The following is a 22,750-nucleotide window of genomic DNA, read 5'->3' as shown; positions in this document are numbered from 1 at the left end:
TTCTGTTGTTTTGCTTTGGGTTTAAAATTTTTGTTGCAGTTCTTTTAAAAATACTTCTCTTGAAATAGGCACTACACCTGCTTCTTCGCAGACCAGTCCGCCGGCAAGATTACTCCATTGTGCCATAACAGCCACATCACGGGTAAGTTCATATACCATAGCAGCTACCGCAATTACGGTATCTCCCGCACCGGATACATCCGATACACTGCGTACCATAGTTGGTATCAGCGCACCCTGTGTGTTATCATGATAGTACATACCATGTTCAGACAGCGTCAGCAGGGTCACTTTATGATTGATCTCTTCTGATAAGCGCAGATGCACATCGAATAAGGTCTTCTCATTCAATACATCTACGTCAATACCTAAACCTTCTTTTACTTCTTTCAGGTTGGGTTTGAAGATGTCTACTTCTTTATAATTCAGGAAATTTGCAAACTTGGGATCGACTGCAGTTGTAATCCCTATGTTCTTACAATGTGCAATGATTTTGTCAATGATATTCTGCTTGAGGACACCTTTATTATAGTCTTCAAAGATGACCAGATGTGGCTTTTCGATCTGCAAAAAGCGCAATGTGGTGTCAATGAAATGGTGCTCTTCTTTAATGTTCAGCTCCTCTGTCACTTCCTCGTCCAGGCGTATCATTTGCTGGTTACGGCTGATGATACGGGATTTGGTAGTCGTTGGTCTGTGCTCACTGTTATGCAGTAATTCAGTACCGATACCGGCATTCTTCAGCATATCTCTCAGTACAATACCATCTGCATCGTTTCCGATTACGCTGGCTATCGTAACCTGTGCCCCCAATTGCTTACAGTTAAGGGCTACATTGGCGGCACCACCCAGACGCGATTCTTTCTGGTTTACCCGCACCACAGGCACAGGCGCCTCCGGAGAAATGCGGTCTACAGTTCCCCAGAAGTATTTATCCAGCATCACATCCCCGACCACGACAACGCGCAGGTCTTCGAACTGGTCAAATATTTCTTCTATGTCAATCTCTTTTTCTGCCATCAGTGTCTGGTACATAATTTATCTCAATCCTATACTGCAAAGTTAGGCTATTTTCACGGTTAGCGTTCTTTATTATTCTGTGTCTAACGGGTTAATATTATCCGAAAAGTAGTGCCTTTTCCTATTTCTGAGTTCTTTACAAATATCTGACCATTGTGGTATACATTAATGATACGCTTGGCCAGTGATAAGCCCAGGCCCCAGCCTCTCTGTTTGGTCGAATAGCCGGGATTGAACACCTTTTTATAAGAGGTCTTAGGCATCCCCTTACCGGTATCGCAGACATCAATCACAATCTGGCGGGTAGTATTGGTCATATTGATATGGATCTTGCCCGCACCCTCCATCGCATCCAGTGCATTACGGATCAGGTTCTCGATCACCCAGTCAAACAGCGGACCGCTCAACAGGTAACAGGCTTCCTCAGCACCATTACTGTCAAAGGTGATCTGCACTTTCTTGGGCGCACGCAGCTGCATATAATCCACCATATTCTGCAACCTTGGCACCAGGTTTTCTTCCTCCAGGACCGGTATAGAGCCGATCTTGGAAAAACGGTCTGCCACCAGTTTCAGGCGCAGTACATCTTTCTCCATTTCTTCTACAGACTCACGGTTTTCTTCATTGTCTTTCAGGAGTTCGAGCCAGCCAACTATTGAGGATAAAGGTGTACCCATCTGGTGTGCGGTCTCTTTGGACATGCCCACCCATACCTGGTTCTGCAGGCTTCTCTGGGCATTAAATATGGCAATGATTACGATACTGATGAATACGGTAATAATGGCAATCTGCATCAAAGGGTAATATTTCAATCGCTCCAGCATGGCCGAATTGCCATAATATATGGTGGATCGACCATAGCCAAAATCGGAAACGAAATACTGCTTCAGTGCTTTATACTCCTTGATTTTTTTATCGACAAATGCGCTGTCCTTTTGTACCTGATTCGAGTCCAGATTGATGTAGATGTTATTGCCGTCATCGCTCACAATAATGATAGGAATGGTCTTATTCTGTGCCACGATGGAGGTGGCAAAATTCGCATCTGAATTGTTTTCCAGCTGGTTCAGGTATTTGATACCTTCTATGGTGGTCTTTACTTTTTCCTTTTCCGCCACTTCCATTTCTTTTGTAATACCGTTGATGTAATAAAAAGAAATGGCCACGATTGCCAGTCCGAAAAGGATAGCAAAACTGCGCCAGGTCAGAAATTGTTTAATCATGTCTCAAAAATAGGGATATAATGCTAAATACATAGCTGCTTTTAGTAAACAACAGGTATAATTTTTTTCGCTCTTTTCAGCGTAACATATACCCATTTATGCCTTTACTACCTTTGGTCTTGATCCAAAATGTTAGTACAACAAGCAATAGCATAAACGAAAGCGGCACACTTTGAAGTGTGCCGCTTGTTTTAAAATTTAAAATTGTATGTTATACTCGGTATAATCGGGAAGATGGATACCTGTTTTACTTTGACATCGGTGCCCTGTTGCAGGGTACCTTCCGTGCTGACATAGAGCAGATAAGGATTCAGTCTGCTGTATACATTGTATATAGAGAATGACCAGGTTCCTTTGACTCTTCTCTTTGAGTCTGCTCTCGGTGTATAATTTACCGACAGGTCTAAGCGGTGGTATGGGAATATGCGGTACTGGTTGATCTTACTATAATCCTGCACCAGCTTACCGTCGATAAAGTAATAACCGGTAGGCAGTGTAATGGCATTACCTGTGGCATACACAAACACAGCCGAGGCATTCCATTTTTTGCTAAACTCATAATTGGCTACGATCGACAGATCATGTCTGCGGTCATACTTAGCCGGGAATGGATCGCCATTATTTAATAAGGCAAAACGCCTGTTGGTCCAGGCCAGCGTATAACCTACCCAACCGGTGAATTTTCCTTTGGTCTTATTGACAAAGAACTCTGCACCGTACGCCTGTCCGGTACCGAATACCAGGTCTGCTTCCGGATCGCGTACATTATTGGGCGTATAGCCTTCACGATATTCGATCTGATTCTTAAGGTCTTTATAGTATACTTCTACAGAAGTTTCCAGGGCATTGTTCAGGAAGTTCTGGAAGTAGCCCAATGAATATTGCCATGCTTTCTGCGGTTGTACAATCAGTGTACTCGGCATCCATACATCTGTAGGTAAGGTGCTGCCGTTGTTGGAAACCAGGTGTATGTATTGCATACTTCTGGCCACCGCTGCTTTGATCGAAGACGATTCGCTCAGGGCAAAACGGGCACCTATTCTCGGTTCCCAGCCACCATAAGTTTTCACCAGATCACCGCTGCCGAATGTAGTACTGTCGATCTTGTTACCATTACCATTATAGGTATAATTGGTATATGGCCCCATTTGATTGAACAGGGAGTAACGTATACCTGCATTGATCTTCACTACAGGTCCCAGGTCGAACTCATCGGTCAGGTATACTGCCGATTCATGAGCATACTTAATAAACGGATTGTCTACACTGAACATAGAATCTGCCGAAGAGCCGGATAACTGGCTTGGCGTAAAGGTATGATAGGTATAGTTTACCCCGTATTTGAAATGGTGTCCGAAGGAAGTATAGTAGTCAAAATCCACTTTACCGTTCCAGTCCCTAATACCTGATTTCAGGGTAATGTATAAATCGTTCTGGCCACCGGTAAACTGGAAGTTGTAGCTGTTATAAATTGCCGAAACATTCATAAATAGCTTATCATTGAACTGGTGATTCCAGCGCAGGGTTCCTGTAGCATTGCCCCAGGGTACCTTTACATCAAAATCGCCGCTCTGGCTTTTGAAATTGAATACATCTTTTCCAAAATAACCACTCAGGTACAAACGGTCTTTTTTGCCCAGGCGATAATTCGCCTTAAGGTTGGCATCATAAAAATAATAACCGCTGCCCTTTGCATTTCCTTTGAGGAATGGCTTTGTGATGACATCGATATAGGTTCTGCGACCGGAGATCATAAAGGAACCTTTATCTTTTACAATCGGGCCTTCAAGGGTCAGGCGTGAGGCAATAAGCCCGATACCCCCCTCTCCTCCAAACTTTTTATTATTACCATCTTTCATGTTTACATCCAGTACAGAAGATAAGCGACCGCCGTAATTGGCTGGTGGCGCACCTTTTACCAGGTTAACATTCTTAATGGCATCGGAGTTGAATATAGAGAAAAAGCCGAACAGGTGACCGGTATTGTATACCACAGCCTCATCCAGCAACACCAGGTTCTGATCCAGACCACCTCCGCGCACATAAAAGCCCGACTGACCCTCACCGGCAGATTGTACGCCGGGCAAGAGTTGTATGGCTTTGAGCACATCAGACTCCCCGAAAACAACTGGTAGTTTTTTGATCTTTTCTGTAGTCAATCCAATGGTACCCATCTGTGTACCACTTACATTTTTATCTGCACGCTCTCCGGTTACCACTACCTCTTCAAGGTCGCGGTTATTCTCATTCTGCAGGTCTGCATTAATGGTGGTATCGTTATTCAGCGTAAGATTAACTACATAGTCTTTTAATCCCATGCTGCTGTACCGAATGGTATAAGTACCCGGTTTCAGACTCAGGGAATAGAACCCGTAAGTATTAGCAGCGGTACCTTCCTTGCTTTCTGAGGCAAATACATTTGCACCGATCAGGGTCTCCCCGTTGGTGCCATCTTTAATATAACCGCTTACGGTTACTCTTTTCTGTGCCAGCAGGGATATAGGGAACACTATGACGAGCAGTAGTGGAAGTGTTTTTTTCATCGTTATATGAAATTCTAACAAAAATAGCTGATGCGGCTTAAATGCCCAAGAAAGATTTCAGCTTTGCATAGCCACTTTTGCTCACCGGGATTTTTTGGCCTGTCTTTAACAAAATACAGTACTGTTCTTTCTCGAGCAGCTCTATTTTATTGATATACGTGACATTTACAAAATAGGAACGGTGCACGCGCACAAATTGTGCAGGTGGTAATTGCTGTTCAAATTTAGACATGGTCTGGTACTTGAGGTAGTACTTATCCTGGGTCTGTATCTTCACATAATCATCTGCCGCTTCCAGGAACAGGATCTGTGCCAGCGGAATGATCTTGATCTCACCATTATCCTTTACCACTACCCTTTGCATCTGTTCCGGCAGGAATATATTCTTCTCCGGTTCATCGGCAGCCTTAGGTGCTGCCACCACAGTACTCTTGGAGCGAATACGATCAATTGCTTTAGTTAATCGTGCCGGCTCTATGGGTTTCAATAAGTAATCTATCGCATTCACTTCAAATGCCTGTACGGCATACTCGTCAAAAGCGGTGATAAAAATAACATTGGGTTTTTCGTCCAGCAGCTCCAGCATTTCAAAACCATTGATCTTCGGCATCTGCACATCCAGGAATACGATATCCGGCTGCAATGCCTGTATGCTTTTCACACCTTCAAACCCATTGCTGCACTCTCCTACAATCTCAATTCCGTCTACGTCCTGCAGCATTTCTTTGAGCATGCTCCTGGCCAATGGCTCATCATCAATTAGTATACATTTCAACATAATAAAGAGGATTTATATCAGTTCGTTTGCGCCTGTTCAGGCAATATTGTTTCCTTGGGTATAAATAAGCGGGCGAAGAAGGTATCCATATCCTCCGGCTGCCCGCCCTCGATCCGTTCTGTTTTGAGCAGGTCGTTACGGGCATAGAGCAGGTACAACCTGCGGGCAATGGACTTGAGTCCGAAGCCTGTACCCTTGGGCGCTATGCTTTCTTTATCAAAAGGATTGGTGATTTCAAATTTAAAAAAGTGCTCCATCTCTGTAACGGTGATGGAGATCAGCACATTACCTAAAGTGCCATAGAGTCCGAATTTAATTGCATTCTCTACCAACGGTTGCAGCAGAAACGGAGGTATCCTGATCTCAGAAAGTTGCTCGGGTATAGACTCTTCTACCTGCAGGCGATCACCGAATCTTACTTTTTCAATATCCAGGTACAGGTGCAGCTCTTCCAGTTCGGTCGACAATAATACCAGCTGATCATCTTCTTTTTTGAGGGTTTGCCTCAGGAATGTAGAGAGCTTCATCAGCATCTCCCGCGCCAGTTTGGGATTGCCGCCGATCAGTGCATTGACAGAGTTGAGGCTGTTGAATAAGAAGTGCGGATGCAGTTGCTGCCTCAGTTTGAACAGTTCTGCATCGTTCTTTAATTGTTGTACATGGTTCTCTACATGTAATTGCTGTTTTTGTGCCGCTACGATCTTACTCAGGTGATGGATCACAGAAAAGAAAGACAGTAATATCCAGGAAGTAATGCCCAGGATAAAAAAGGCATTGCCCCAAAGCGGGATCAGTTGTACCTCTGGGAACAATCCGTCAAAGGTCCATTTAACCGTGAATATACAGACAATCGCATAGAGAAAACTCTGTACGATCAGCACCGGTATATTTTGTTCCCGCAACCAGCCCAGTCTTGTCTGGGAAGTAAGGTAGAACAGGGCGAACAGTGTTACATTCACAATCAGTACCAGGCTGGCAGCTGTCGCTAAAGTAAAGTGCATACTGACCATAAGCCAATATGCCTCTACTATGCTCAATACCAGAAGAAATACCGAGACAATTATATTTGTGTTGTTTGCTGATAGGGTTTGCTTCATCAGGTTTTGCGGTTAATAGCTTTTAATATCAATGCCACCACATACCACAGTACCTCTCAGGATCAGTCTTTTTTCATAACCGGTCATATTCACCAGTCTGCGTTTATCTTCTACGCCACCCAGGATCACGGTCGCATCATTGATCACGATCCAGTTGGCCGGTACAATCAGTTCCACGCCACCACAACATACCGTCAGGTTCAGTACCGCATCTTCTTCCAGGTTGGCTTGTTTGCAATCCAGCTTTACCCCACCGAATACAGAAGATACATTGCCCCCGCGAAAGTTGTGGGTCTGTACAATGCGGTCTGCACCGGAGAATATAGAATCTATATTTACGTAGTCTTCATTGGTACCGCCATATTGTTTTTGTCTTGTCTCTGTAGCTTCTTTGTTACGGTTTCTGACCAGGAGGTGTATACCAATACCCACTAATAAAGTAGGCAGGATAAACTGACCTACATTAAGGTGCAGCTTCTGCAGGAAGAGGAAGATACCGATTCCTGTCAGTACAGCCCAGCCACCCAGGCGGAAGTTGTTGCGTGCCCCCAGGATCAGACCACCTGCGATCATAAATACCGGGAAGGAGGTAACCAGCCTCAGGAATGGACCTTCGATAATATTGGTATTCCGTAAAAAGAGAAAGATACCGAAGAGTACAACAAGGATACCAATGATGGTATTGTCATTACGTTTGTTCAGAGGATTATTCGGAGGTGGAGTCGGTTGCTTGAATTGTTCTCCTTCGAAATTATATTGCTGTTCCATATTATTTTCTGCTTCTTTTAAACATTATGTAAATGCCCACGACAACGATCGCTACCGGTAACCCTACAAAGTTCAGGTCATGAAAACCGATATCTGAATATTTTCTGAGCGCTAAATATACACCAACTAAAACTAAAATCAACCATGTGGTATTGCTAAAGCGGTGCTTCACGCCATTGTACAGCCCCAGGAGCATCAGCAATGTGTGTGGTCCGAACAGCCAGTCCGGCATGAGGTAAGCGGTCTCCGGCATCTTGCGCAACAGGATGGCCACACCCAGTGTAATCAGCAGGCCACCTTTGGCCACCTGCCTCAGACGATCGTCGGCCCGGGTATCGCAGGACTTGAAGTAAGGTTGAGAAATCTGTTCCATAAAAATTCGATTTATTTATTTGTGCTTTATTTTCTGAAACAAAAGTAGGCCGCGAATATTTCGCGGCCCAAATGCTTTCGGTAAATGAAATTATATACTCGGTAAATGAGGTGTTAGTGTGCATGAACGTGATCATGCCCCTGCCCGATCACGGATAAGAGTGCCATGCCGATACCGGCGAGGATCACGATCCAGCGGCGCCAGGACATATCATGTGCATTACTGCCGCTTTCAAAAAAGATGGTAGTACCAATCTGGAGGAATGAACCGGTTACTACTGCAATGATGTATGGCAATGCCGTGGCAAAGGAGATCAGTTGTATGCCTGCATAATGAGTCAGCATACTGGATACCGGCGTCAGCAGGGCAAACAGGCATAACCACAGCAGAGATGCATTTTTAGAACGATGGCTGTGTATCAGTAAAGACACCAATAGCATGGCTTCCGGCAGTTTATGCAGGGCTATGGCCAGGTACAGAGATGGTACAGTACTATCTTCATGATAGGTAGTACCCAATGGTATACCTTCTGCAAAAGCATGCAGGGCCATACCAAAAAACAAACTTACAATGGGTAAATGATGCTGATGACCAGTACTATGATGGTGACCATGTTCTACCCCGTGGGTAAACTTCTGTAGTATCTGTTGTAAAAAGTACCCAAGCAACATATAACCACCGGCTGCAAAGCCCACATTCTCTACCGATTCAGGTATCAGATGCAGCATGGTAATACTCAGGAGATATGCACCGGAAAAAGCCAGCAGGTTTTTCATACGCTTATCAGACCAGGAGCTGGTCCAGAGCGGGATACTGCCCCCGATGACGGTGATTATGAGTAGTGATATATTGTAGACAAGTAACATACAGAGGGCGCAAAAATACAGTTTAAATAAAGAATTATAATGCTAAATTTTTAAAAAATAGTAGCTTTACCGTTCAGGTTATACAACAGTGTTCAGTATGGGTCAGATGTCAATTGGTGATGCAATAAAGCAGGTGCTGGAAAGCAACGGATGGAAGCAGCGTATGCTCCAGATCCGCATGCGTACAGACTGGGAAAAGATCGTGGGCAAAACCATTGCTAAATATACCCAGGAAGTACACCTGTACAATCGTATCCTTACCATTACTACTACCGTCGCTCCGCTCAAGCAGGAATTGCGTTACGCCAAAGATCAGTTGATCCAGAGCATAAACCAACACTTCGGCGAAGCAGTTGTAAAGGACATACAGATCAAGTAGCCTTTATAACAACCTCGCTTTCATCCTGTTTACAGCTTCTGATAACGTTTCTTCTTTCTTTGCAAAACAAAAACGGATCAGTCGCTGATCGGAACCCTTTCTGTAAAATGCACTGATGGGTATGGTAGCCACCCCAGCCTCACGGGTAAGCCATTTGGCAAACTCTGTATCCGGCAGGTCGCTCACTGCACTATAGTCAGCCAGCTGAAAATAACTACCCTTCGATATATACGGTATCGTAAACGGCAGATCCTTCAACAGCTCAATAAAATAATTTCTTTTTTGCTCCAGAATAAGACTGCTGTCATTGACCTGCTGCTGCGCCATAAAAGCGGCAACTGCTCCTTGTGCGGGAGTGTTTACTGAAAAGGCCAGGTATTGATGTATACGGCGAAAAGCTTTGCTCAGGTCTGCAGGAGCCAGCACGTAACCGACCTTCCAGCCGGTATTATGCAGGGCCTTACCGAAAGAATAGATTGCAAAACAATGCTCCCGCAATCCCTCGTGTGACCATACACTGTTATGCAGCACCCCGTCAAAGATTACCTGCTCATATACCTCATCAGATATGATATAGATCTGCTTACCGGCGATCAGCTGATATAACTGCTCCCAGTCTGCTGTACTCCATACCGTTCCGGTGGGGTTATGAGGGGTATTGACGATAATTGCTTTTGTTTTGGGGCTGATGCGATCAGCAATCAGCTGCCAGTCCGGGGCAAAGGTTCCGGGCTGTAAGGCCACAGGCACTACTGTTCCCCCATTAACCTCAATGGCTGGTATATAACTATCGTAAGCAGGCTCCAGGATAATGACTTCATCTCCTGCCTGTAATATAGTGGCCAATGCGGTATATATTCCATAACTGGCACCTGGTGTAACCGTTACCTGGTCAGGGGTACAAGCCACGCCGGTCTGGCGCGTCACATGTGTACAGATCTCCAGTTGCAGTGCCGGTAAGCCAGCCATGGGTGCATACTGGTTCATTCCCTTACGGGCTGCCTCAAATAGATTCTCCATCAGGCGCGCATCGATCGGATAATCGGGAAAGCCCTGTGAGAGGTTTACGGCACCACATTCCTGTGCCAGCATGCTCATTACGCTGAATATAGTCATATCTGCACCCGAATGCTTGCGGGGCAGGCGCTCGGCAGGTGTAGACGTATTGTTTGTCTCCATTATTTTTCTATCGTTTTCAGTAAAGCGTCTCTGTAAGTACTACTCAGCGGTACACCGCCTTTCTCTGTTTCTATGCAGTTTCCATCAATCTGTTTGATGGCATTCAGGGCGATAATATAAGATTTATGTACCCTTCTGAACAATGATTCCGGCAATTGCTCCTCCATATTCTTCATCGTCTGATGAATCACATGCACTTTATCATGTGTGTAGATCTTCAGGTAATCTTTCATACCCTCGATATAATGTATATCAGAGAAGTCCAGCTTGACCAGTTTGCCATTGGATTTAATAAAGATAAAATTCTTAACCGGTCCGCTTTGAGCCACACTGAGGTTACGCACGCTCGCCGTATCTGCTACAGCAGGTTTGGGCAATGCCAGTCTTTGGCGCACTTTATCAATAGCCATATTGAATCGCTCGAGCGAAATCGGTTTCAGCAGGTAGTCTACTACATTTAATTCATAGCCTTCCAGTGCGTAATCAGGATAAGCAGTGGTGAGGATTACCGCTGGAGGATCTTTTAAGGATTTAAGAAAATTCAACCCGCTGACAACAGGCATATTTATATCCAGGAAGATAAGATCTATTTCGTACTGGTGCAAAGCCTGGAAAGCCTCCATAGCCATACAACAGGTATCTATAACTTTGATATCGCTGTGTTGGGCACAATGCGCCGCAATGATATCAATAGCCAGGGGTTCATCATCAATGATTAAGCAGTTCATTTTTTCTCTAAGTACAAAAGGTGCTTACCAAAGATAGGAGTAAATCCCGTAGCAGACAAGCTTTATGTAGCTGTATAATGCATGGGCAGGCTGATGCGTATGCTATAGTTATAGTCCATCAGTTCTGTATCCAGTACGGCTGACTCTTCTGGATAGAAATGGGTGAGGTTTTGCCTGATTGCAGCCAGTACAGATTCTTTATGTGCGAGTGCCGCATTCCATTCTATGGCAATATGCAATTGCTTATCCTCGATAAGCAGGTACATAATCAGCTGCCATTCATGACCGGGCTGAAAGGTATTGCATATAGGCTCGGCAATATTGACCATAGCCAGGGTCGGGATAAACTTTCCGGTGGTATCTCCTTCTGTTTCTAAAATACAACAAGGGCCGTACAGGCTGTTCTGCAATTCGAAAAGGTTGCGCACCTGCGCGATCTCATCTGCAAGCAGTACCCGGGCTTCATTGCTGCGATAGAGGCGATAACGAAGGATATCGGAAAAGCGGATCACCGCATCGGGCGTGTGGGTATCACTATTGGCCGATAAGGCAGAAAGACCATCCAGTGCATGCATAACAAAGGCCGGATCTATATTGGTCTGCAACAGCATTTTTTCATGCTGCAGCTTTACCTCTTCAGCTTCCTGCTCTTCACGATAATTGGTCAGGCTCTCGGCAGTCTCCATCAGGAACAGGAAGGTGGAGAACAGGAGGAAGTTCATAAAATACAGGTAATAGAACTGTCCTACATGGCTTCTGAAATGAAAATCAGTGAAGTCATAATCCTGGTACTGCTTTGGTACATAGGACTGAAAATGCAGTTGAAAATACATATCAGCAACAGGCAGTACGATAAATGCTATGGCCAGCACAGTCCAGAAACGACCATAACGCTCCTTCTTCAGGTAGGCCGGTACCAGCACCAGGCAGTACAGATAGTAGAAAACAATGATGAGCCAGTTATCGAACAGGAAGTTCAACAGGAAACCCTCCCAGGCCCATACCGGTTCTTCTGCCCTCACCTGCCCTAATATATACACATAGGCCCAGTATAAAAGGTGTATCAGCCAGCGGCCTTTGCGCAGGTAAAAGTTCTTCAGTTTCTCCCGGACGTGATAGTCTACAATAAAATCTTTCATAATCAGGCAGAAAACAGGTTAAGGGTTAGCGATACGGTATAGCGTGTACTATCTTTTTTGATAGAAAGCTGATGTGCACCGGGATACAGCAGGGCGAGGCGTTTGCGTACATTCTCTACGCCAATGCCTCCTTCACTTTTAATCGCCAGTGCCTTGTCTGTTTCCGGCGGTACGGTATTGCTCAGTTCCATATGCAGCCTGGTATCTGTTATATGCAGCTGCAGTTCGATAAAGGCCTCTTCGGTATGCGCCTTTACCCCATGTTTAAAAGCATTCTCGATAAAGTTCACGATCAGCAGGGGTGCAATCAATTGTTCTTTTACCTCACCATCTATCTGTACCCTTATTTGCAGCCGTGTTGCTTTATTACGGATTTCTTCCAGGGCAATATAACTTTGTATAAAAGCAAGCTCTCCTTTCAATGGCACAAAATCCCGTTCACACTCATAGAGCATATAGTGCAGCAGGTTCTTTAATTTATCGATCAGCCCACTTGCCTCCGTTACATTATGTAGCGCTTTGGAGTAGATGTTATTCAATGTATTAAACAGAAAATGCGGATTGATCTGCGACTTCAGGAAACGATTCTCTGCGGCCAGCCGCTCCTTTAGTCCCTGCTTGTATTTACGAAACTGTCGCTGCTGGTAATACAGGTCAAAGAAGTAGTAAATAGCAAAGAAAAGCCATATGAGCCTGATCGCGCGACCAAAGGAATACCCGGCAATATAGGCCATGGTATAGCTCTTACCGGCAACAAAGTGTGTGATGAGGTATATGAGTCCTCCTTGTACTGCATACCAAAGTATAAAATTAAGCAGGAATCCAAGCCACAGTACCAGTGCTTTCCGCTTTACTCTTCCGTATGGGATGATCAATAACAGGAAGGTGTACACCTCAAGCAGAATAGTGATTACCGTCAGTATCATCAGCACAATACCATAACCGGTATTCTTGCCCAGCTCAAAACCGGAGAAGTAGGAACTGCTGAAAAAGAGGATGTTCAGCAAGACCACTACGATATGCAACCAATAGCGCCGGCCACCAAACAGGTTTTCAAACTGTTTGGTTACTTCTGCTTTAAATCGCTCCCGGAATGTGCTTGTCTTATCCATTATTTCAGATTACTGCATTGCGAAAATGCGTATAAAAAATCCGCTCAGGCCATATTTACGACGAAAGCCCCGTTTTTTTCGACGAAAACACGCCACGACACTCGTCGAATAATTACCGGCATTGATCTATTTGTTATCTTTGAGGAGAAAGATCGGTTATACCTTTGTACTGTTGATTGGAATGAGTCGGATGAAGCATGTATTCACCATTATTTAATTGTACAAAAACACCATTATGAAAACACAACTAACATTTCTTACCTGTATGCTGAGCTTAGGCTGCATCAGCCAGGCGCAGGCCAAACACCTGCTAGTCTCGGAAAAAGCGATGGCAACCAATAATGTCAGCGTCAGCGAAACGATCAACAACAGTAATGCTGCACAAAAAGAGAAAGCAGCAAAGCCTGCTGCGGTAAAAGCGGAGGCCGCCTCCAAAGTAAAGAACAAGGTTTCTGCAACCACCATGAACCCTTATCTCAGCATCAGCTTTACACCAGAGGCTGCTATGACCAACCTGTATTTCTACGGGCACAAGCAAGCGCCTAATACTTCTCATACTTAATATAGCAGGTACCTTCAGCTCCTTCCTGTAAAGATGAGGCATGCTTTCCAGTGCCGCATTTCCCCCATCCCTTCCTGTCTGCAGGACAAAAAAAACCTTGTTACAGGTGTCATCTATAACAAGGCATATAATTTCAGTATATAATATTATCCCGCTACAACAGGCTTAGTACGTACCAGGTAAACCTGTACCACCAGACTCAGCATCAGGAACATGGCTACCAGCTGATGCAGTTCCGCAATCGTTTCGAACAATCTCCAGCGATTGGCCTGTATAGTCGTACTGCTCAGTACAGTAAAGATTCCCAATAATACCTGTATACTCACCAGCACCATAGGATACCATTTCTGGCGGTTGTATACCGCAGATGGCCTGATTTTTGCCGCTTTAACGGTATAGATCAGGATCAGTGCAAATAACAGGTAAGCCAGTCCGCGGTGTATAAAGTGAATGGTTATCTTATTTTCCAGCAGATAATGTCCCGATGGTGAAGCCGTCATATTATCCGGCACCCACATCCCATTAATTGTAGGCCAGGTGGCCGCTACAGTAGCCGCTTTATGGCCTGCCATGAGGGCACCATAGGTAAGCTGAATGAATAGCAATACCAGCATCACTATAGTAAGTCTGCTCAGTGCAGGATTCAGTACCCTCTTTGTATTCGGAACGAGTAATTTTAAGGCAAACCATAATACATAACAAGCAAGTATCATGGCGAAAACAAAGTGCATGGCCAGTTTGGTCGGACGCACATAAATAGCATCTCCTACCAGACCGCTCGCGACCATGATCCAGCCAATAGCTCCCTGCAAGGCACCCAGGGCAAACATACCAAAGATGGGCAGTACCATCTCACGGGTAAAATATTTCTTGACCAGGAAGTAGATAAACGGAATGGCAAATACAAAGCCGATCAGCCGGGCCCATAAGCGGTGAAACCACTCCCAGAAGAAAATAAACTTAAAGTCTGAAACGGTAAAATCCTGGTTGAGGTATTTGAATTGCGGAGACTGCTGGTATTTGGCAAATTCTGCCGCCCAGGCATCCTGGTTCATCGGCGGTAAAGTACCGGTCACCACATTCCATTCGGTAATGGAGAGCCCCGATCCCGAAAGCCGGGTTATACCACCCAGCAGCGTCTGGATGATGATCATGAAAACGCCCGTCAGCAGCCAATATGCGACGATTTTATTTTTTCTTTCCTGGTCTGAATAATTTTCGATCATTGCCTTAAAAAATTGGTCGAAGTTACAACCGAATACGCGGATTTTGTCATATTAATTTTATAAAATTCGAAGCCCCGCAAATAGTGCTATATTTGCAGCGATTTTTATCAGAATCACACAGCAAGTAGTATGGAATTAATTACCAAAAAAATCGTGATGACCAAAGACATTGGTATTCACGGAAACCTCTTTGGCGGTATACTGATGTCATGGATTGATGAGGCCGCCGGCTCATTTGCCACCGAATATTGCCAGACACCAAATATGGTGACCCTGCGTGTAGGTGAGCTTTTATTCAAGAAGCCTTTAAAGGCCGGTAACCACATCAGACTGTACGGAGAAGTGTCTCATGTAGGTAACACCTCCATAACCGTTGTAATAGAGGCCCGTAAGTATAGCGTATATAATGCAGAAGAGAGCGTGGCCTGTACCACAGCCGCTACATTTGTACGTATAGATGAGGATGGAAATCCAAGATCTTTGGATGAAAAGATCAAAGAGAAATTTAAAAATGGTATTTTAGCATAATAAAAGTAAAACCGAAATGGCACATTATTATAGTTTGGGTAAAGTTCCCAATAAGAGACACACACAGTATCGTCAGGAGAATGGTAAATTGTATTCAGAGCAATTATTCAGTACAGAAGGCTTTTCTTCTAATTATTCCCTTTTGTACCATGTTCATCCGCCTACGGTAATCATCAAGACCGAAGAGCCGTACGATGTATCTCCTAAACAAGCCAGTGAAAATATCCTGAAGCACCGCAGCTTCCAGGGATTCAGCGTTGCACCTAATGCTGATTACCTGAAATCCAGAAAAGTAGTTTTATTTAATAATGATGTACAGATTGCACTGGCAGCCCCTACCAAGGGACTGGAAGGCAATGTATTTTTCAAAAATGCTGATGCGGACGAAGTTATCTTCGTACATGTGGGCGAAGGCGTACTGAAAACACAGTATGGCCAGATTCCGTTTGGCTACGGCGATTACCTGGTAATCCCGAGAGGCTGTATCTACCAGATCGAATTCAAAACAGAAGAGAACCGCCTGTTTATCGTAGATTCTTTCAGCCCGATTACCTTCCCTAAACGCTACCTGAGCCGTTACGGACAGCTGCTGGAAAATGCACCGTTCTGCGAGCGCGACATCCGCAAACCACAGGACCTGCAAACCTTTGACATCAAAGGTGAGTTCCTGATCAATACTAAGAAAAAAGGACTGATGTACCCTATCTGGTACGGTTACCATCCATTCGATGTGGTGGGTTGGGATGGCTGCGAATATCCTTATGCCATCAGCATACATGATTTCGAGCCTATTACCGGCCGCGTACACCAGCCACCACCGGTACATCAGCACTTCGATGCACATAATTTCGTAATCTGTTCGTTTGTACCGCGCCTGTTCGACTATCATCCATTGTCTATTCCGGCACCGTACCACCACAGTAATATCGACAGCGATGAGGTACTGTATTATGTAGACGGCGACTTTATGAGCCGTAAGCATGTTACCAAAGGTATGATTACCCTGCACCCATCCGGTATCCCGCATGGTCCGCACCCGGGTACAGTGGAGAAGAGCATCGGTGCTAAAGAAACACTGGAGCTGGCGGTAATGGTAGATACCTTCCACCCGCTGAAGATGACTGATGATGCCCTGAACATCGAAGATGAGGGCTATGCTCTTAGCTGGATCGAAGATTGATCTTTACAATACTATATATAAAAAGCGCGTCATGATTCATGGCGCGCTTTTTGTTTTTTTGTATCCGGATACGAACACCCGTACCATGAGGTACTCGAAGGGTAGACAATTTTTCGCTTTGAGGCCTCAGCGAACGAATCTTATTGTCTGTGCTGCTGCATTAATGCACTCCGGCGTTCCTTATATGCCTCGGTGAGTACTCTTGTCTCCCGTTCACGGTACTCCGGTTCGTATACCTTTAATGCTTTTATCGCGGACTGATATTCCTCCTGCAGCTGTTTCAGCACCAGTCCGGAAGCGCGCGGGGTATCCTGCTCTTCCACAAAGTTCAACCGGAAGATGCCGCAATTATCACTATTCTTATACACCATTGCTAAAATATCCCCGTCTTTCTGATACAGGCCCGTAATCCGGGGTTCGCCGCCACCCCAGCTGACAAAATGATCTGCTGAAATATCCTTTACCTCAAAAACCTTTACGGCACGGGTACTGTAAGTATACTGTATAACCACATTACGGTTAAAATAATAATTGACTGACCCATAAGCTACTGAAAGGTAGGGCCAGTTACGATAAGTATAGATATCCGGTTCGCCATAAATGCTGTTATCTTCCGGTACGCTGTCCAGGTCTATGAGCTTTTCCAGGTAGCATTTATAGGTTTCTTTCCGAAACAGTTTCCAGTCGCTGTAGATGTTGGGTACGGGCAATTGATCGTAAGTACGCGATGAATCTTTCGATATGGCTTTGAGCTGGTATATACTCATTGGAATAGTATAATCCCCTTTGGCAAAAGGAATACTATCCAGTTCTATGTTTCTATGCCGGAAAACAGGCGGATGTATGCGCATAGTATCTCTGTGATGCACGATGTCCAGGTAAAAATTATCCCTTACATCTCCGCCGGCAGGTGTAGGATTCGGTATAATGTAATAGTATCCCGGTTCCTGCTCAGGAGTATACCAGCCCCTGGCATGGTTTGTATCGGCCAGGTTAATGTTCGTTGGTATTACCTTCCAATTGTCTTCACGAAGATTAACCAGCTTGCCTTTATGGTATACTCTTATACTCAACTGCCCACCAGAGGGTCCGGGCTGGGCATAGACATTAAAGCTACAGGCAAGCCAGATAAAAATCAGGATACATAACGATCTTAAATAATTGTTTGTTAAGGTATTGTGGAACATATCTATTATTTATAAACCACAAGATAAGACGGATTAAAGACCCACTTAAGCACCACTTGGTGAAACAATCATGTGACTGGGTAAGGCGTGTATCCTGAGGTGCTTGATGGTACCTGGAAGAAACCATTTTTTTCGTTTCGAGGCTCCCAGAGCGTACCTCATCTCCCGAAAATGGTAGCTGTATACCAAAGCAATATTCATCTCTAAAAAAATATATTTCCTAAAGCTTGGAATAAAAATCAATTACCTATACATTAGCCCTAATATTTAACACATATGTTAAATATTAAGACCTAGCTATTACGAAAAACCACTACGCAAACCGCGCCGGCCACTTCAGTAAATTACCCTTATGCATACGCACTTACCCAAAAAACCAATGCAGCAGCGCAGCCTCTAAATCTGCGGTACCACCTGCCCTGCTGTTCCTTTCATTGTGGTATCGTTCTTTTACTTATGCATTTTATTTACAAAAAAAGAAAAGCATTCCTTTTTGTTACCTTGCTGGGGCTTTCGCTACAGGTGCAGGCACAGACAGCGGCGGTACAGTCGCAGACACCGGGTTATATACCCAATTACATTAAGAATGGTGGCGGAAGCCCCTTCATTCAGCAGAATTTCGACATTATAGACCTGTCGGGATGGCTACAGGCGACCGAGGAGTCTAACGTTACCATAGACAATATCCTGCCGGAGATCATGCAGGCATATGGCTTTGGCGCTGATGATGATTTTGTTCTGGTGCGTACTACAGATGATGATTACCCTTTCATCGAAGACCAGCGCAAAATGGTACACATGCGCTACAACCAGGTCCATAAAGGCGTTAAGGTTGAATATGCCGAATTGTTTATCCACTCTCAAAACAATCGCGTATCTATTGTGAATGCAAAGGTTGCAGAAGGCCTGAACATGTCTGTAACCCCGGCACTGGGTGAAACTCAGGCGCTGGATAAAGCCATGGATCACCTGGCGCCAAACGGCCTCTTCTCCTGGCAGGATCAGGATTATGAAACCTCTTATAAAGAAGAGCGTGAAGATCCTTATGCTACCAGCTATCCTGTAGGTGAGCTGATTATTGCTAAAAAGAATGTAAATGAATTCTATAATCCGGAAGAGTTTGTGCTGGCCTGGAAATTTACCATTAAGGTACTGAACCCGGAACTGGATATGACGGTGTATGTCGATGCGGCTACCGGAACGGTCATAAAAGAGTATAGCAATATACAGGATGGTCAGGCTGATCTTTCTTATGGTTACGGCACCAATACATATATCGATACCCGCTATAGAGGTGGGCTTTATAACCACCATGTGCTGCGCAGCAATGATGGCGGTGCGGCTATCTGGACTAAGAAATACAACAATAAAAACTTTGGCGGATACGACTGTACCATAGGCAACTGTACCAAGAACTCTTTTGACGGAGATGATGTCTGGGGATCGGATCGTGCCGAGGAGACTACCCCGCACTGGGTAGCTACGCAAACCTGGAACTATTACAAAAACATACTGAACCGTAGCAGCTACGATAACAGCAATGCCGAAGTGAAGATTATGGGTGGAGCCAGTATACAGAATGCGTACTGGAGCCCTACCGATAAATGGCTGGTATTTGGCAAGAACGGTTCTAACCACCTGGCCACTAAAGACATTGTGGGCCATGAATTTACACATGCTGTAACGCAGTATACTGCCGGTCTGGTGTATCAGAACGAATCTGGTGCACTTAACGAATCCTTCTCCGACATCTTTGGTTATGAGGTGGAGCGCTACCTGAATGGTGGGGTACACACTAACTGGGATCTGGGTGAGGATGCCTGGCTGCTGCGCAAACTGAACAAGCCTTCTGCTTCTGTGGCGTCTCCCTGCAATGGTCAGGCGCAACCATCATTTTACCACGGGGCCCGATGGTATTATGGCACCTGTGATGCTGGTGGTGTACATACCAACAGTGGTGTACAGAACTACTGGTTCTACCTGCTGACCCAAGGTTCTGCCGGTGCTCCGGATGGCATGGTAGGCAGTGTAGCGGTAAATGGTATCGGTGCAGATAAAGCCCGTAATATCGCTTACTATAACCTGGATAACTTCATGGGTAACAACTCTAACTATAACGATGCCCGCACGGGGTCTATCCTGGGTGCCATGTCTATATATGGTAATTGTACCAATGAACTGACGCAAACAATCAATGCCTGGGCGGCTGTAGGACTGGGTAGCCCACGGGTACCGCTGGTGATCAACGGACCTAGCTTTATTCTGTACTACCCGACTACAGGAGCTATTTCCGGTGGCATGCCTAAAGATTACGTAGCCAGTGGCGGTAATGCCCGCAGATATGTATGGACGTACAGTGGCCCTTGGAACCGCAGCATCCTGTCTCCGACTATTCCTTGGGATAATATATTCCGTATCAATAACTTTAATGGTGCATACACGACGACTACGCTGAAAGTAAATGATATCTGTGGTTCTGCAACCAAGAAGATCTACTTCATCAATATGGAGCATGTGATCGTGATCAACCCTAACCCGGTAAGCCAGGTAGCACATATAGCGGTAGAATTGCCAGAGATCAGCCCTTCTAATCCTATTCAGGTACAAGTATATGACCTGCAAGGCGTAGTGAAGTATGAAGGTGTTATTGAATCTGCAGAGTTTACACTTAATGTAGGTAACTATGCTCCGGGCAACTACCACCTGACCATTAAACAAGGTGAATTCACTGCCACGAAACAATTTGTAAAACAATAATTATCTTTAAACACCCATACCGGCCGGGAAACCACCGGTATGGGTTATCTACTACTTAACAATACATACTGATGCTCAAACCATACTACCTGTTACCTATAGCATGTTGCCTTTCTTTTAATGCAGTGGCGCAGTACACACATTCTGTGCAGCTCAGCACTAACCTGTATGCCAACTTTTTCAATCCTGAAAAAGAGCCGTTCGGACCAGTAGTTTTATTTGATGCGCATGAATCCGTTCCGGAATTAAGTTATACCCTGGGCAAGGGTAAACAAGGACTGGAAGTATATTACAACTATTATTTCCGCAAGTACCATAACATGGAATACAGTGAATTATCCAATGGTGGTATTGCCACCATCAGCCGGACACTGATCGGCATCAATTATCATTACACTGCATACCAGTCAAAGCACTGGGAGGTTAGTCCCTTTGCCGGTATCAATTATGGCTGGTACACCTCAGATGTAGTGAGCGGCTGGCTAAGTAATGGTTTCTTCTATGAACCGGTTATGGATGCGGCATCGAAAGATATCAGCACAGCAGGCCTGCAGCTGGGCATTAACCTGAAGGCTTTTGTATGGAAGGGATTGTATATCAACAGCAATGTTCGCTATACAACAGCCCCCTGGGCCGAAAGCAAGTATTACCGCAACAGTCTGGTGTGGAATGCAGGTATCGGTTACCGGTTTTGAGTAAGTATATTTTTGATTAATAAACAATCGGGGTGCCATTTCTGGCACCCCGATTGTTTATTAATGATCTATTTGTATAAAACAATGATATACAGCACATATAACTAAGACAGCTTAATCAGGCGAATAAGGCGGTGGCCCGAATCTGTACCGGATAAATACAACAGATAAGTCCCTGCTGGAAGTCCCGATAAATCAAGGCCATGGTCAGTGGTGCTTATCATGTCACCAATCACATGCTGTCCCATATAGTTCAACAATTCGTACTGCGTATAAATAAGTTTGTCCTGATGTATCATACACTTATTATCTACAGGATTTGGATATATACTTACACTATAGTCAGATGCAATGCCTTTTATCCCTGTACTGCCCGCAACTGTCAATATCTGCGAGACGCTTTCTGTACATCCATTTACACCAGAGACTGTGAGGCTTACCGTATAGGTTCCGGGATTGCTATAAGTATGTACCGGATTCAGGACCGTACTGCTCTGCCCATCACCAAAGTCCCAGGATACCTGTGCTGCATTAGCCACATTACTATTAAACGTAATACTCAAACCGGATGATGCATAGCTAAAAGCTGCATGCAGGTTGTATGTGTTGATACGCCAATCGGTAAGATCATAGAGCACAACAGTATCCGCAATGCTGTACAATTTAGCTGCAGTATCGGCAACCAGATTGGCATGATAAGCTGATCCGGAAACCGTATCCTGAAAAATGGCGGCATAGCTTGCTGCGGCGATCAACAAAGAACCATTAGCACTGGGATGTATATCATTGTAACTGCCATGCAACAGCAGATTCTGATGCATAGCATAATAGGCACGGGCACACTCCCCTGCAGGGATCATCTGCACATGAAGGGAGTCGGCCATTTTGCTGATCGAATCCCGGATCATAGTCTGCACTGCAAAATAGTTATTGTATGTACTTGCCGAAGGCACTCCATAAGGGATTTCATACAGGAATACTCTGGCACAGGGATTATAATGATATACCGAATCCAGCAGTTGCCTGCCCCGGCCGATGGTTTCATTTACTGTAGCAGAAGCCCCGGCCGATTCGGAAGTGCCCGGCTGCAGCACCACTACATCCCAGGGTGCATCAGCAAATAAGTTCCAGACATTCGGATCACTCACATGATTGATAAAGCCCGAGCCACCAGGTGCATAAAACTGTACGGCTACTGGCTTACCCTTTTCTATTGCTATAGAGCGGAACATATATGGCATATCGTTAAAATAGGTCATACTATTCCCGATAAACAATACACGCAGGCTGTCTGCTGCCCTGGATGGAGAAAAGGTGAGGAGCAGAATACTCCACAAAAAAAGAAAACGTTTCATGATCTGAATGATTACCCATCAAATATAATTATATAATTTTCAATACATATTATAA

At 44.8% G+C, this 22,750-nt stretch carries 21 protein-coding genes; 6 read left to right on the top strand and 15 right to left on the bottom strand.

Annotated features, from left to right (window positions below; all coding sequences use genetic code 11):
• Positions 1 to 21 precede the first annotated feature (21 nt).
• From FTD44_RS15830 to FTD44_RS15795, 8 genes are all read right to left on the bottom strand, one after another.
• Complete coding sequence (locus FTD44_RS15830; RefSeq protein WP_246625462.1) at positions 22 to 1,035, bottom strand: bifunctional heptose 7-phosphate kinase/heptose 1-phosphate adenyltransferase; 1,014 nt, start codon at positions 1,033 to 1,035, stop codon at positions 22 to 24.
• A 68-nt stretch (positions 1,036 to 1,103) separates the two neighbouring features.
• The gene (locus FTD44_RS15825) at positions 1,104 to 2,243 is read right to left on the bottom strand and encodes a sensor histidine kinase (RefSeq protein ID WP_222167347.1); all 1,140 of its coding nucleotides are present in this window, start codon (positions 2,241 to 2,243) and stop codon (positions 1,104 to 1,106) included.
• 191 nt (positions 2,244 to 2,434) lie between these two features.
• Positions 2,435 to 4,786: a TonB-dependent receptor gene (locus tag FTD44_RS15820; RefSeq protein ID WP_222167346.1), complete on the bottom strand. Its 2,352-nt coding sequence runs from the start codon at positions 4,784 to 4,786 to the stop codon at positions 2,435 to 2,437.
• 37 nt (positions 4,787 to 4,823) lie between these two features.
• Positions 4,824 to 5,564, bottom strand: a complete 741-nt coding sequence (locus FTD44_RS15815; RefSeq protein WP_222167345.1) for a LytR/AlgR family response regulator transcription factor — start codon at positions 5,562 to 5,564, stop codon at positions 4,824 to 4,826.
• A gap of 17 nt (positions 5,565 to 5,581) precedes the next feature.
• Positions 5,582 to 6,565 (bottom strand): sensor histidine kinase, encoded by a 984-nt coding sequence (locus tag FTD44_RS15810; RefSeq protein ID WP_246625461.1) that lies wholly within the window; start codon positions 6,563 to 6,565, stop codon positions 5,582 to 5,584.
• A 108-nt stretch (positions 6,566 to 6,673) separates the two neighbouring features.
• Positions 6,674 to 7,429 carry a LiaF transmembrane domain-containing protein gene (locus tag FTD44_RS15805; protein ID WP_222167343.1) on the bottom strand — a complete coding sequence of 252 codons (756 nt, stop codon included), beginning with the start codon at positions 7,427 to 7,429 and terminating at the stop codon, positions 6,674 to 6,676.
• A gap of 1 nt (position 7,430) precedes the next feature.
• The gene (locus tag FTD44_RS15800; RefSeq protein WP_222167342.1) at positions 7,431 to 7,802 is read right to left on the bottom strand and encodes a LiaF transmembrane domain-containing protein; all 372 of its coding nucleotides are present in this window, start codon (positions 7,800 to 7,802) and stop codon (positions 7,431 to 7,433) included.
• 113 nt (positions 7,803 to 7,915) lie between these two features.
• Positions 7,916 to 8,668 carry a ZIP family metal transporter gene (locus FTD44_RS15795; protein ID WP_222167341.1) on the bottom strand — a complete coding sequence of 251 codons (753 nt, stop codon included), beginning with the start codon at positions 8,666 to 8,668 and terminating at the stop codon, positions 7,916 to 7,918.
• A gap of 97 nt (positions 8,669 to 8,765) precedes the next feature.
• Here FTD44_RS15795 and FTD44_RS15790 point away from each other — a divergent pair, with 97 nt between their 5' ends.
• The gene (locus FTD44_RS15790; protein ID WP_222167340.1) at positions 8,766 to 9,047 is read left to right on the top strand and encodes a DUF721 domain-containing protein; all 282 of its coding nucleotides are present in this window, start codon (positions 8,766 to 8,768) and stop codon (positions 9,045 to 9,047) included.
• Between the two features lie 3 nt (positions 9,048 to 9,050).
• Here FTD44_RS15790 and FTD44_RS15785 read toward each other — a convergent pair whose 3' ends face one another.
• From FTD44_RS15785 to FTD44_RS15770, 4 genes are all read right to left on the bottom strand, one after another.
• Entirely contained in the window at positions 9,051 to 10,226 is a 1,176-nt protein-coding gene (locus tag FTD44_RS15785; RefSeq protein WP_222167339.1) for a methionine aminotransferase, read from the bottom strand.
• Positions 10,226 to 10,954 carry a LytR/AlgR family response regulator transcription factor gene (locus FTD44_RS15780; protein ID WP_222167338.1) on the bottom strand — a complete coding sequence of 243 codons (729 nt, stop codon included), beginning with the start codon at positions 10,952 to 10,954 and terminating at the stop codon, positions 10,226 to 10,228. The genes FTD44_RS15785 and FTD44_RS15780 overlap by 1 nt, the downstream gene beginning before the upstream one ends.
• Before the next feature lie 62 nt (positions 10,955 to 11,016).
• Positions 11,017 to 12,093, bottom strand: coding sequence for a histidine kinase (locus FTD44_RS15775; RefSeq protein ID WP_222167337.1), 1,077 nt, complete (start codon positions 12,091 to 12,093; stop codon positions 11,017 to 11,019).
• A 2-nt stretch (positions 12,094 to 12,095) separates the two neighbouring features.
• Positions 12,096 to 13,205, bottom strand: a complete 1,110-nt coding sequence (locus FTD44_RS15770) for a sensor histidine kinase (protein WP_222167336.1) — start codon at positions 13,203 to 13,205, stop codon at positions 12,096 to 12,098.
• A 235-nt stretch (positions 13,206 to 13,440) separates the two neighbouring features.
• Between FTD44_RS15770 and FTD44_RS15765 the strand changes: the two genes are divergently transcribed.
• The gene (locus tag FTD44_RS15765) at positions 13,441 to 13,767 is read left to right on the top strand and encodes a hypothetical protein (protein ID WP_222167335.1); all 327 of its coding nucleotides are present in this window, start codon (positions 13,441 to 13,443) and stop codon (positions 13,765 to 13,767) included.
• Positions 13,768 to 13,913: 146 nt separating this feature from the next.
• Here FTD44_RS15765 and FTD44_RS15760 read toward each other — a convergent pair whose 3' ends face one another.
• On the bottom strand, positions 13,914 to 14,993 hold the full coding sequence (locus FTD44_RS15760) for a COX15/CtaA family protein (RefSeq protein WP_222167334.1): 1,080 nt from the start codon (positions 14,991 to 14,993) through the stop codon (positions 13,914 to 13,916).
• 129 nt (positions 14,994 to 15,122) lie between these two features.
• Here FTD44_RS15760 and FTD44_RS15755 point away from each other — a divergent pair, with 129 nt between their 5' ends.
• Positions 15,123 to 15,521: an acyl-CoA thioesterase gene (locus FTD44_RS15755; protein WP_129022019.1), complete on the top strand. Its 399-nt coding sequence runs from the start codon at positions 15,123 to 15,125 to the stop codon at positions 15,519 to 15,521.
• Between the two features lie 16 nt (positions 15,522 to 15,537).
• Positions 15,538 to 16,701: a homogentisate 1,2-dioxygenase gene (locus FTD44_RS15750; RefSeq protein WP_129022018.1), complete on the top strand. Its 1,164-nt coding sequence runs from the start codon at positions 15,538 to 15,540 to the stop codon at positions 16,699 to 16,701.
• Positions 16,702 to 16,841: 140 nt separating this feature from the next.
• Here FTD44_RS15750 and FTD44_RS15745 read toward each other — a convergent pair whose 3' ends face one another.
• Positions 16,842 to 17,888, bottom strand: a complete 1,047-nt coding sequence (locus FTD44_RS15745; RefSeq protein ID WP_222167333.1) for a hypothetical protein — start codon at positions 17,886 to 17,888, stop codon at positions 16,842 to 16,844.
• A 456-nt stretch (positions 17,889 to 18,344) separates the two neighbouring features.
• Between FTD44_RS15745 and FTD44_RS15740 the strand changes: the two genes are divergently transcribed.
• Positions 18,345 to 20,645 carry a M4 family metallopeptidase gene (locus FTD44_RS15740; protein WP_222167332.1) on the top strand — a complete coding sequence of 767 codons (2,301 nt, stop codon included), beginning with the start codon at positions 18,345 to 18,347 and terminating at the stop codon, positions 20,643 to 20,645.
• A 71-nt stretch (positions 20,646 to 20,716) separates the two neighbouring features.
• A complete protein-coding gene (locus FTD44_RS15735; RefSeq protein WP_222167331.1) occupies positions 20,717 to 21,340 on the top strand; it encodes an outer membrane beta-barrel protein in 624 nt (207 codons plus the stop codon).
• A gap of 104 nt (positions 21,341 to 21,444) precedes the next feature.
• On the opposite strand, the gene FTD44_RS15730 is transcribed toward FTD44_RS15735, so the two are convergent.
• Positions 21,445 to 22,695 (bottom strand): PKD domain-containing protein, encoded by a 1,251-nt coding sequence (locus tag FTD44_RS15730; RefSeq protein WP_222167330.1) that lies wholly within the window; start codon positions 22,693 to 22,695, stop codon positions 21,445 to 21,447.
• Positions 22,696 to 22,750: the final 55 nt, after the last annotated feature.

It is taken from the genome of Edaphocola aurantiacus, from assembly GCF_019797745.1.
Lineage (GTDB): Bacteria > Bacteroidota > Bacteroidia > Chitinophagales > Chitinophagaceae > Edaphocola > Edaphocola aurantiacus.
The sequence above is the reverse complement of the archived record's forward strand: the minus strand, read 5'-3'. Positions and strand labels throughout refer to the sequence as shown.

Bases quoted from the DNA above. Each gene is read 5' to 3' on its own strand.
- FTD44_RS15745 (WP_222167333.1), bottom strand. From the start codon at position 17,888: ATGTTCCACAATACCTTAACAAACAATTATTTAAGATCGTTATGTATC.
- FTD44_RS15785 (WP_222167339.1), bottom strand. From the start codon at position 10,226: ATGGAGACAAACAATACGTCTACACCTGCCGAGCGCCTGCCCCGCAAG.
- FTD44_RS15755 (WP_129022019.1), top strand. From the start codon at position 15,123: ATGGAATTAATTACCAAAAAAATCGTGATGACCAAAGACATTGGTATT.
- FTD44_RS15805 (WP_222167343.1), bottom strand. From the start codon at position 7,429: ATGGAACAGCAATATAATTTCGAAGGAGAACAATTCAAGCAACCGACT.
- FTD44_RS15760 (WP_222167334.1), bottom strand. From the start codon at position 14,993: ATGATCGAAAATTATTCAGACCAGGAAAGAAAAAATAAAATCGTCGCA.
- FTD44_RS15815 (WP_222167345.1), bottom strand. From the start codon at position 5,564: ATGTTGAAATGTATACTAATTGATGATGAGCCATTGGCCAGGAGCATG.
- FTD44_RS15770 (WP_222167336.1), bottom strand. From the start codon at position 13,205: ATGGATAAGACAAGCACATTCCGGGAGCGATTTAAAGCAGAAGTAACC.
- FTD44_RS15765 (WP_222167335.1), top strand. From the start codon at position 13,441: ATGAAAACACAACTAACATTTCTTACCTGTATGCTGAGCTTAGGCTGC.
- FTD44_RS15800 (WP_222167342.1), bottom strand. From the start codon at position 7,802: ATGGAACAGATTTCTCAACCTTACTTCAAGTCCTGCGATACCCGGGCC.
- FTD44_RS15820 (WP_222167346.1), bottom strand. From the start codon at position 4,786: ATGAAAAAAACACTTCCACTACTGCTCGTCATAGTGTTCCCTATATCC.
- FTD44_RS15830 (WP_246625462.1), bottom strand. From the start codon at position 1,035: ATGTACCAGACACTGATGGCAGAAAAAGAGATTGACATAGAAGAAATA.
- FTD44_RS15750 (WP_129022018.1), top strand. From the start codon at position 15,538: ATGGCACATTATTATAGTTTGGGTAAAGTTCCCAATAAGAGACACACA.
- FTD44_RS15790 (WP_222167340.1), top strand. From the start codon at position 8,766: ATGGGTCAGATGTCAATTGGTGATGCAATAAAGCAGGTGCTGGAAAGC.
- FTD44_RS15795 (WP_222167341.1), bottom strand. From the start codon at position 8,668: ATGTTACTTGTCTACAATATATCACTACTCATAATCACCGTCATCGGG.
- FTD44_RS15730 (WP_222167330.1), bottom strand. From the start codon at position 22,695: ATGAAACGTTTTCTTTTTTTGTGGAGTATTCTGCTCCTCACCTTTTCT.
- FTD44_RS15735 (WP_222167331.1), top strand. From the start codon at position 20,717: ATGCTCAAACCATACTACCTGTTACCTATAGCATGTTGCCTTTCTTTT.
- FTD44_RS15810 (WP_246625461.1), bottom strand. From the start codon at position 6,565: ATGCACTTTACTTTAGCGACAGCTGCCAGCCTGGTACTGATTGTGAAT.
- FTD44_RS15740 (WP_222167332.1), top strand. From the start codon at position 18,345: ATGCATTTTATTTACAAAAAAAGAAAAGCATTCCTTTTTGTTACCTTG.
- FTD44_RS15775 (WP_222167337.1), bottom strand. From the start codon at position 12,093: ATGAAAGATTTTATTGTAGACTATCACGTCCGGGAGAAACTGAAGAAC.
- FTD44_RS15825 (WP_222167347.1), bottom strand. From the start codon at position 2,243: ATGATTAAACAATTTCTGACCTGGCGCAGTTTTGCTATCCTTTTCGGA.
- FTD44_RS15780 (WP_222167338.1), bottom strand. From the start codon at position 10,954: ATGAACTGCTTAATCATTGATGATGAACCCCTGGCTATTGATATCATT.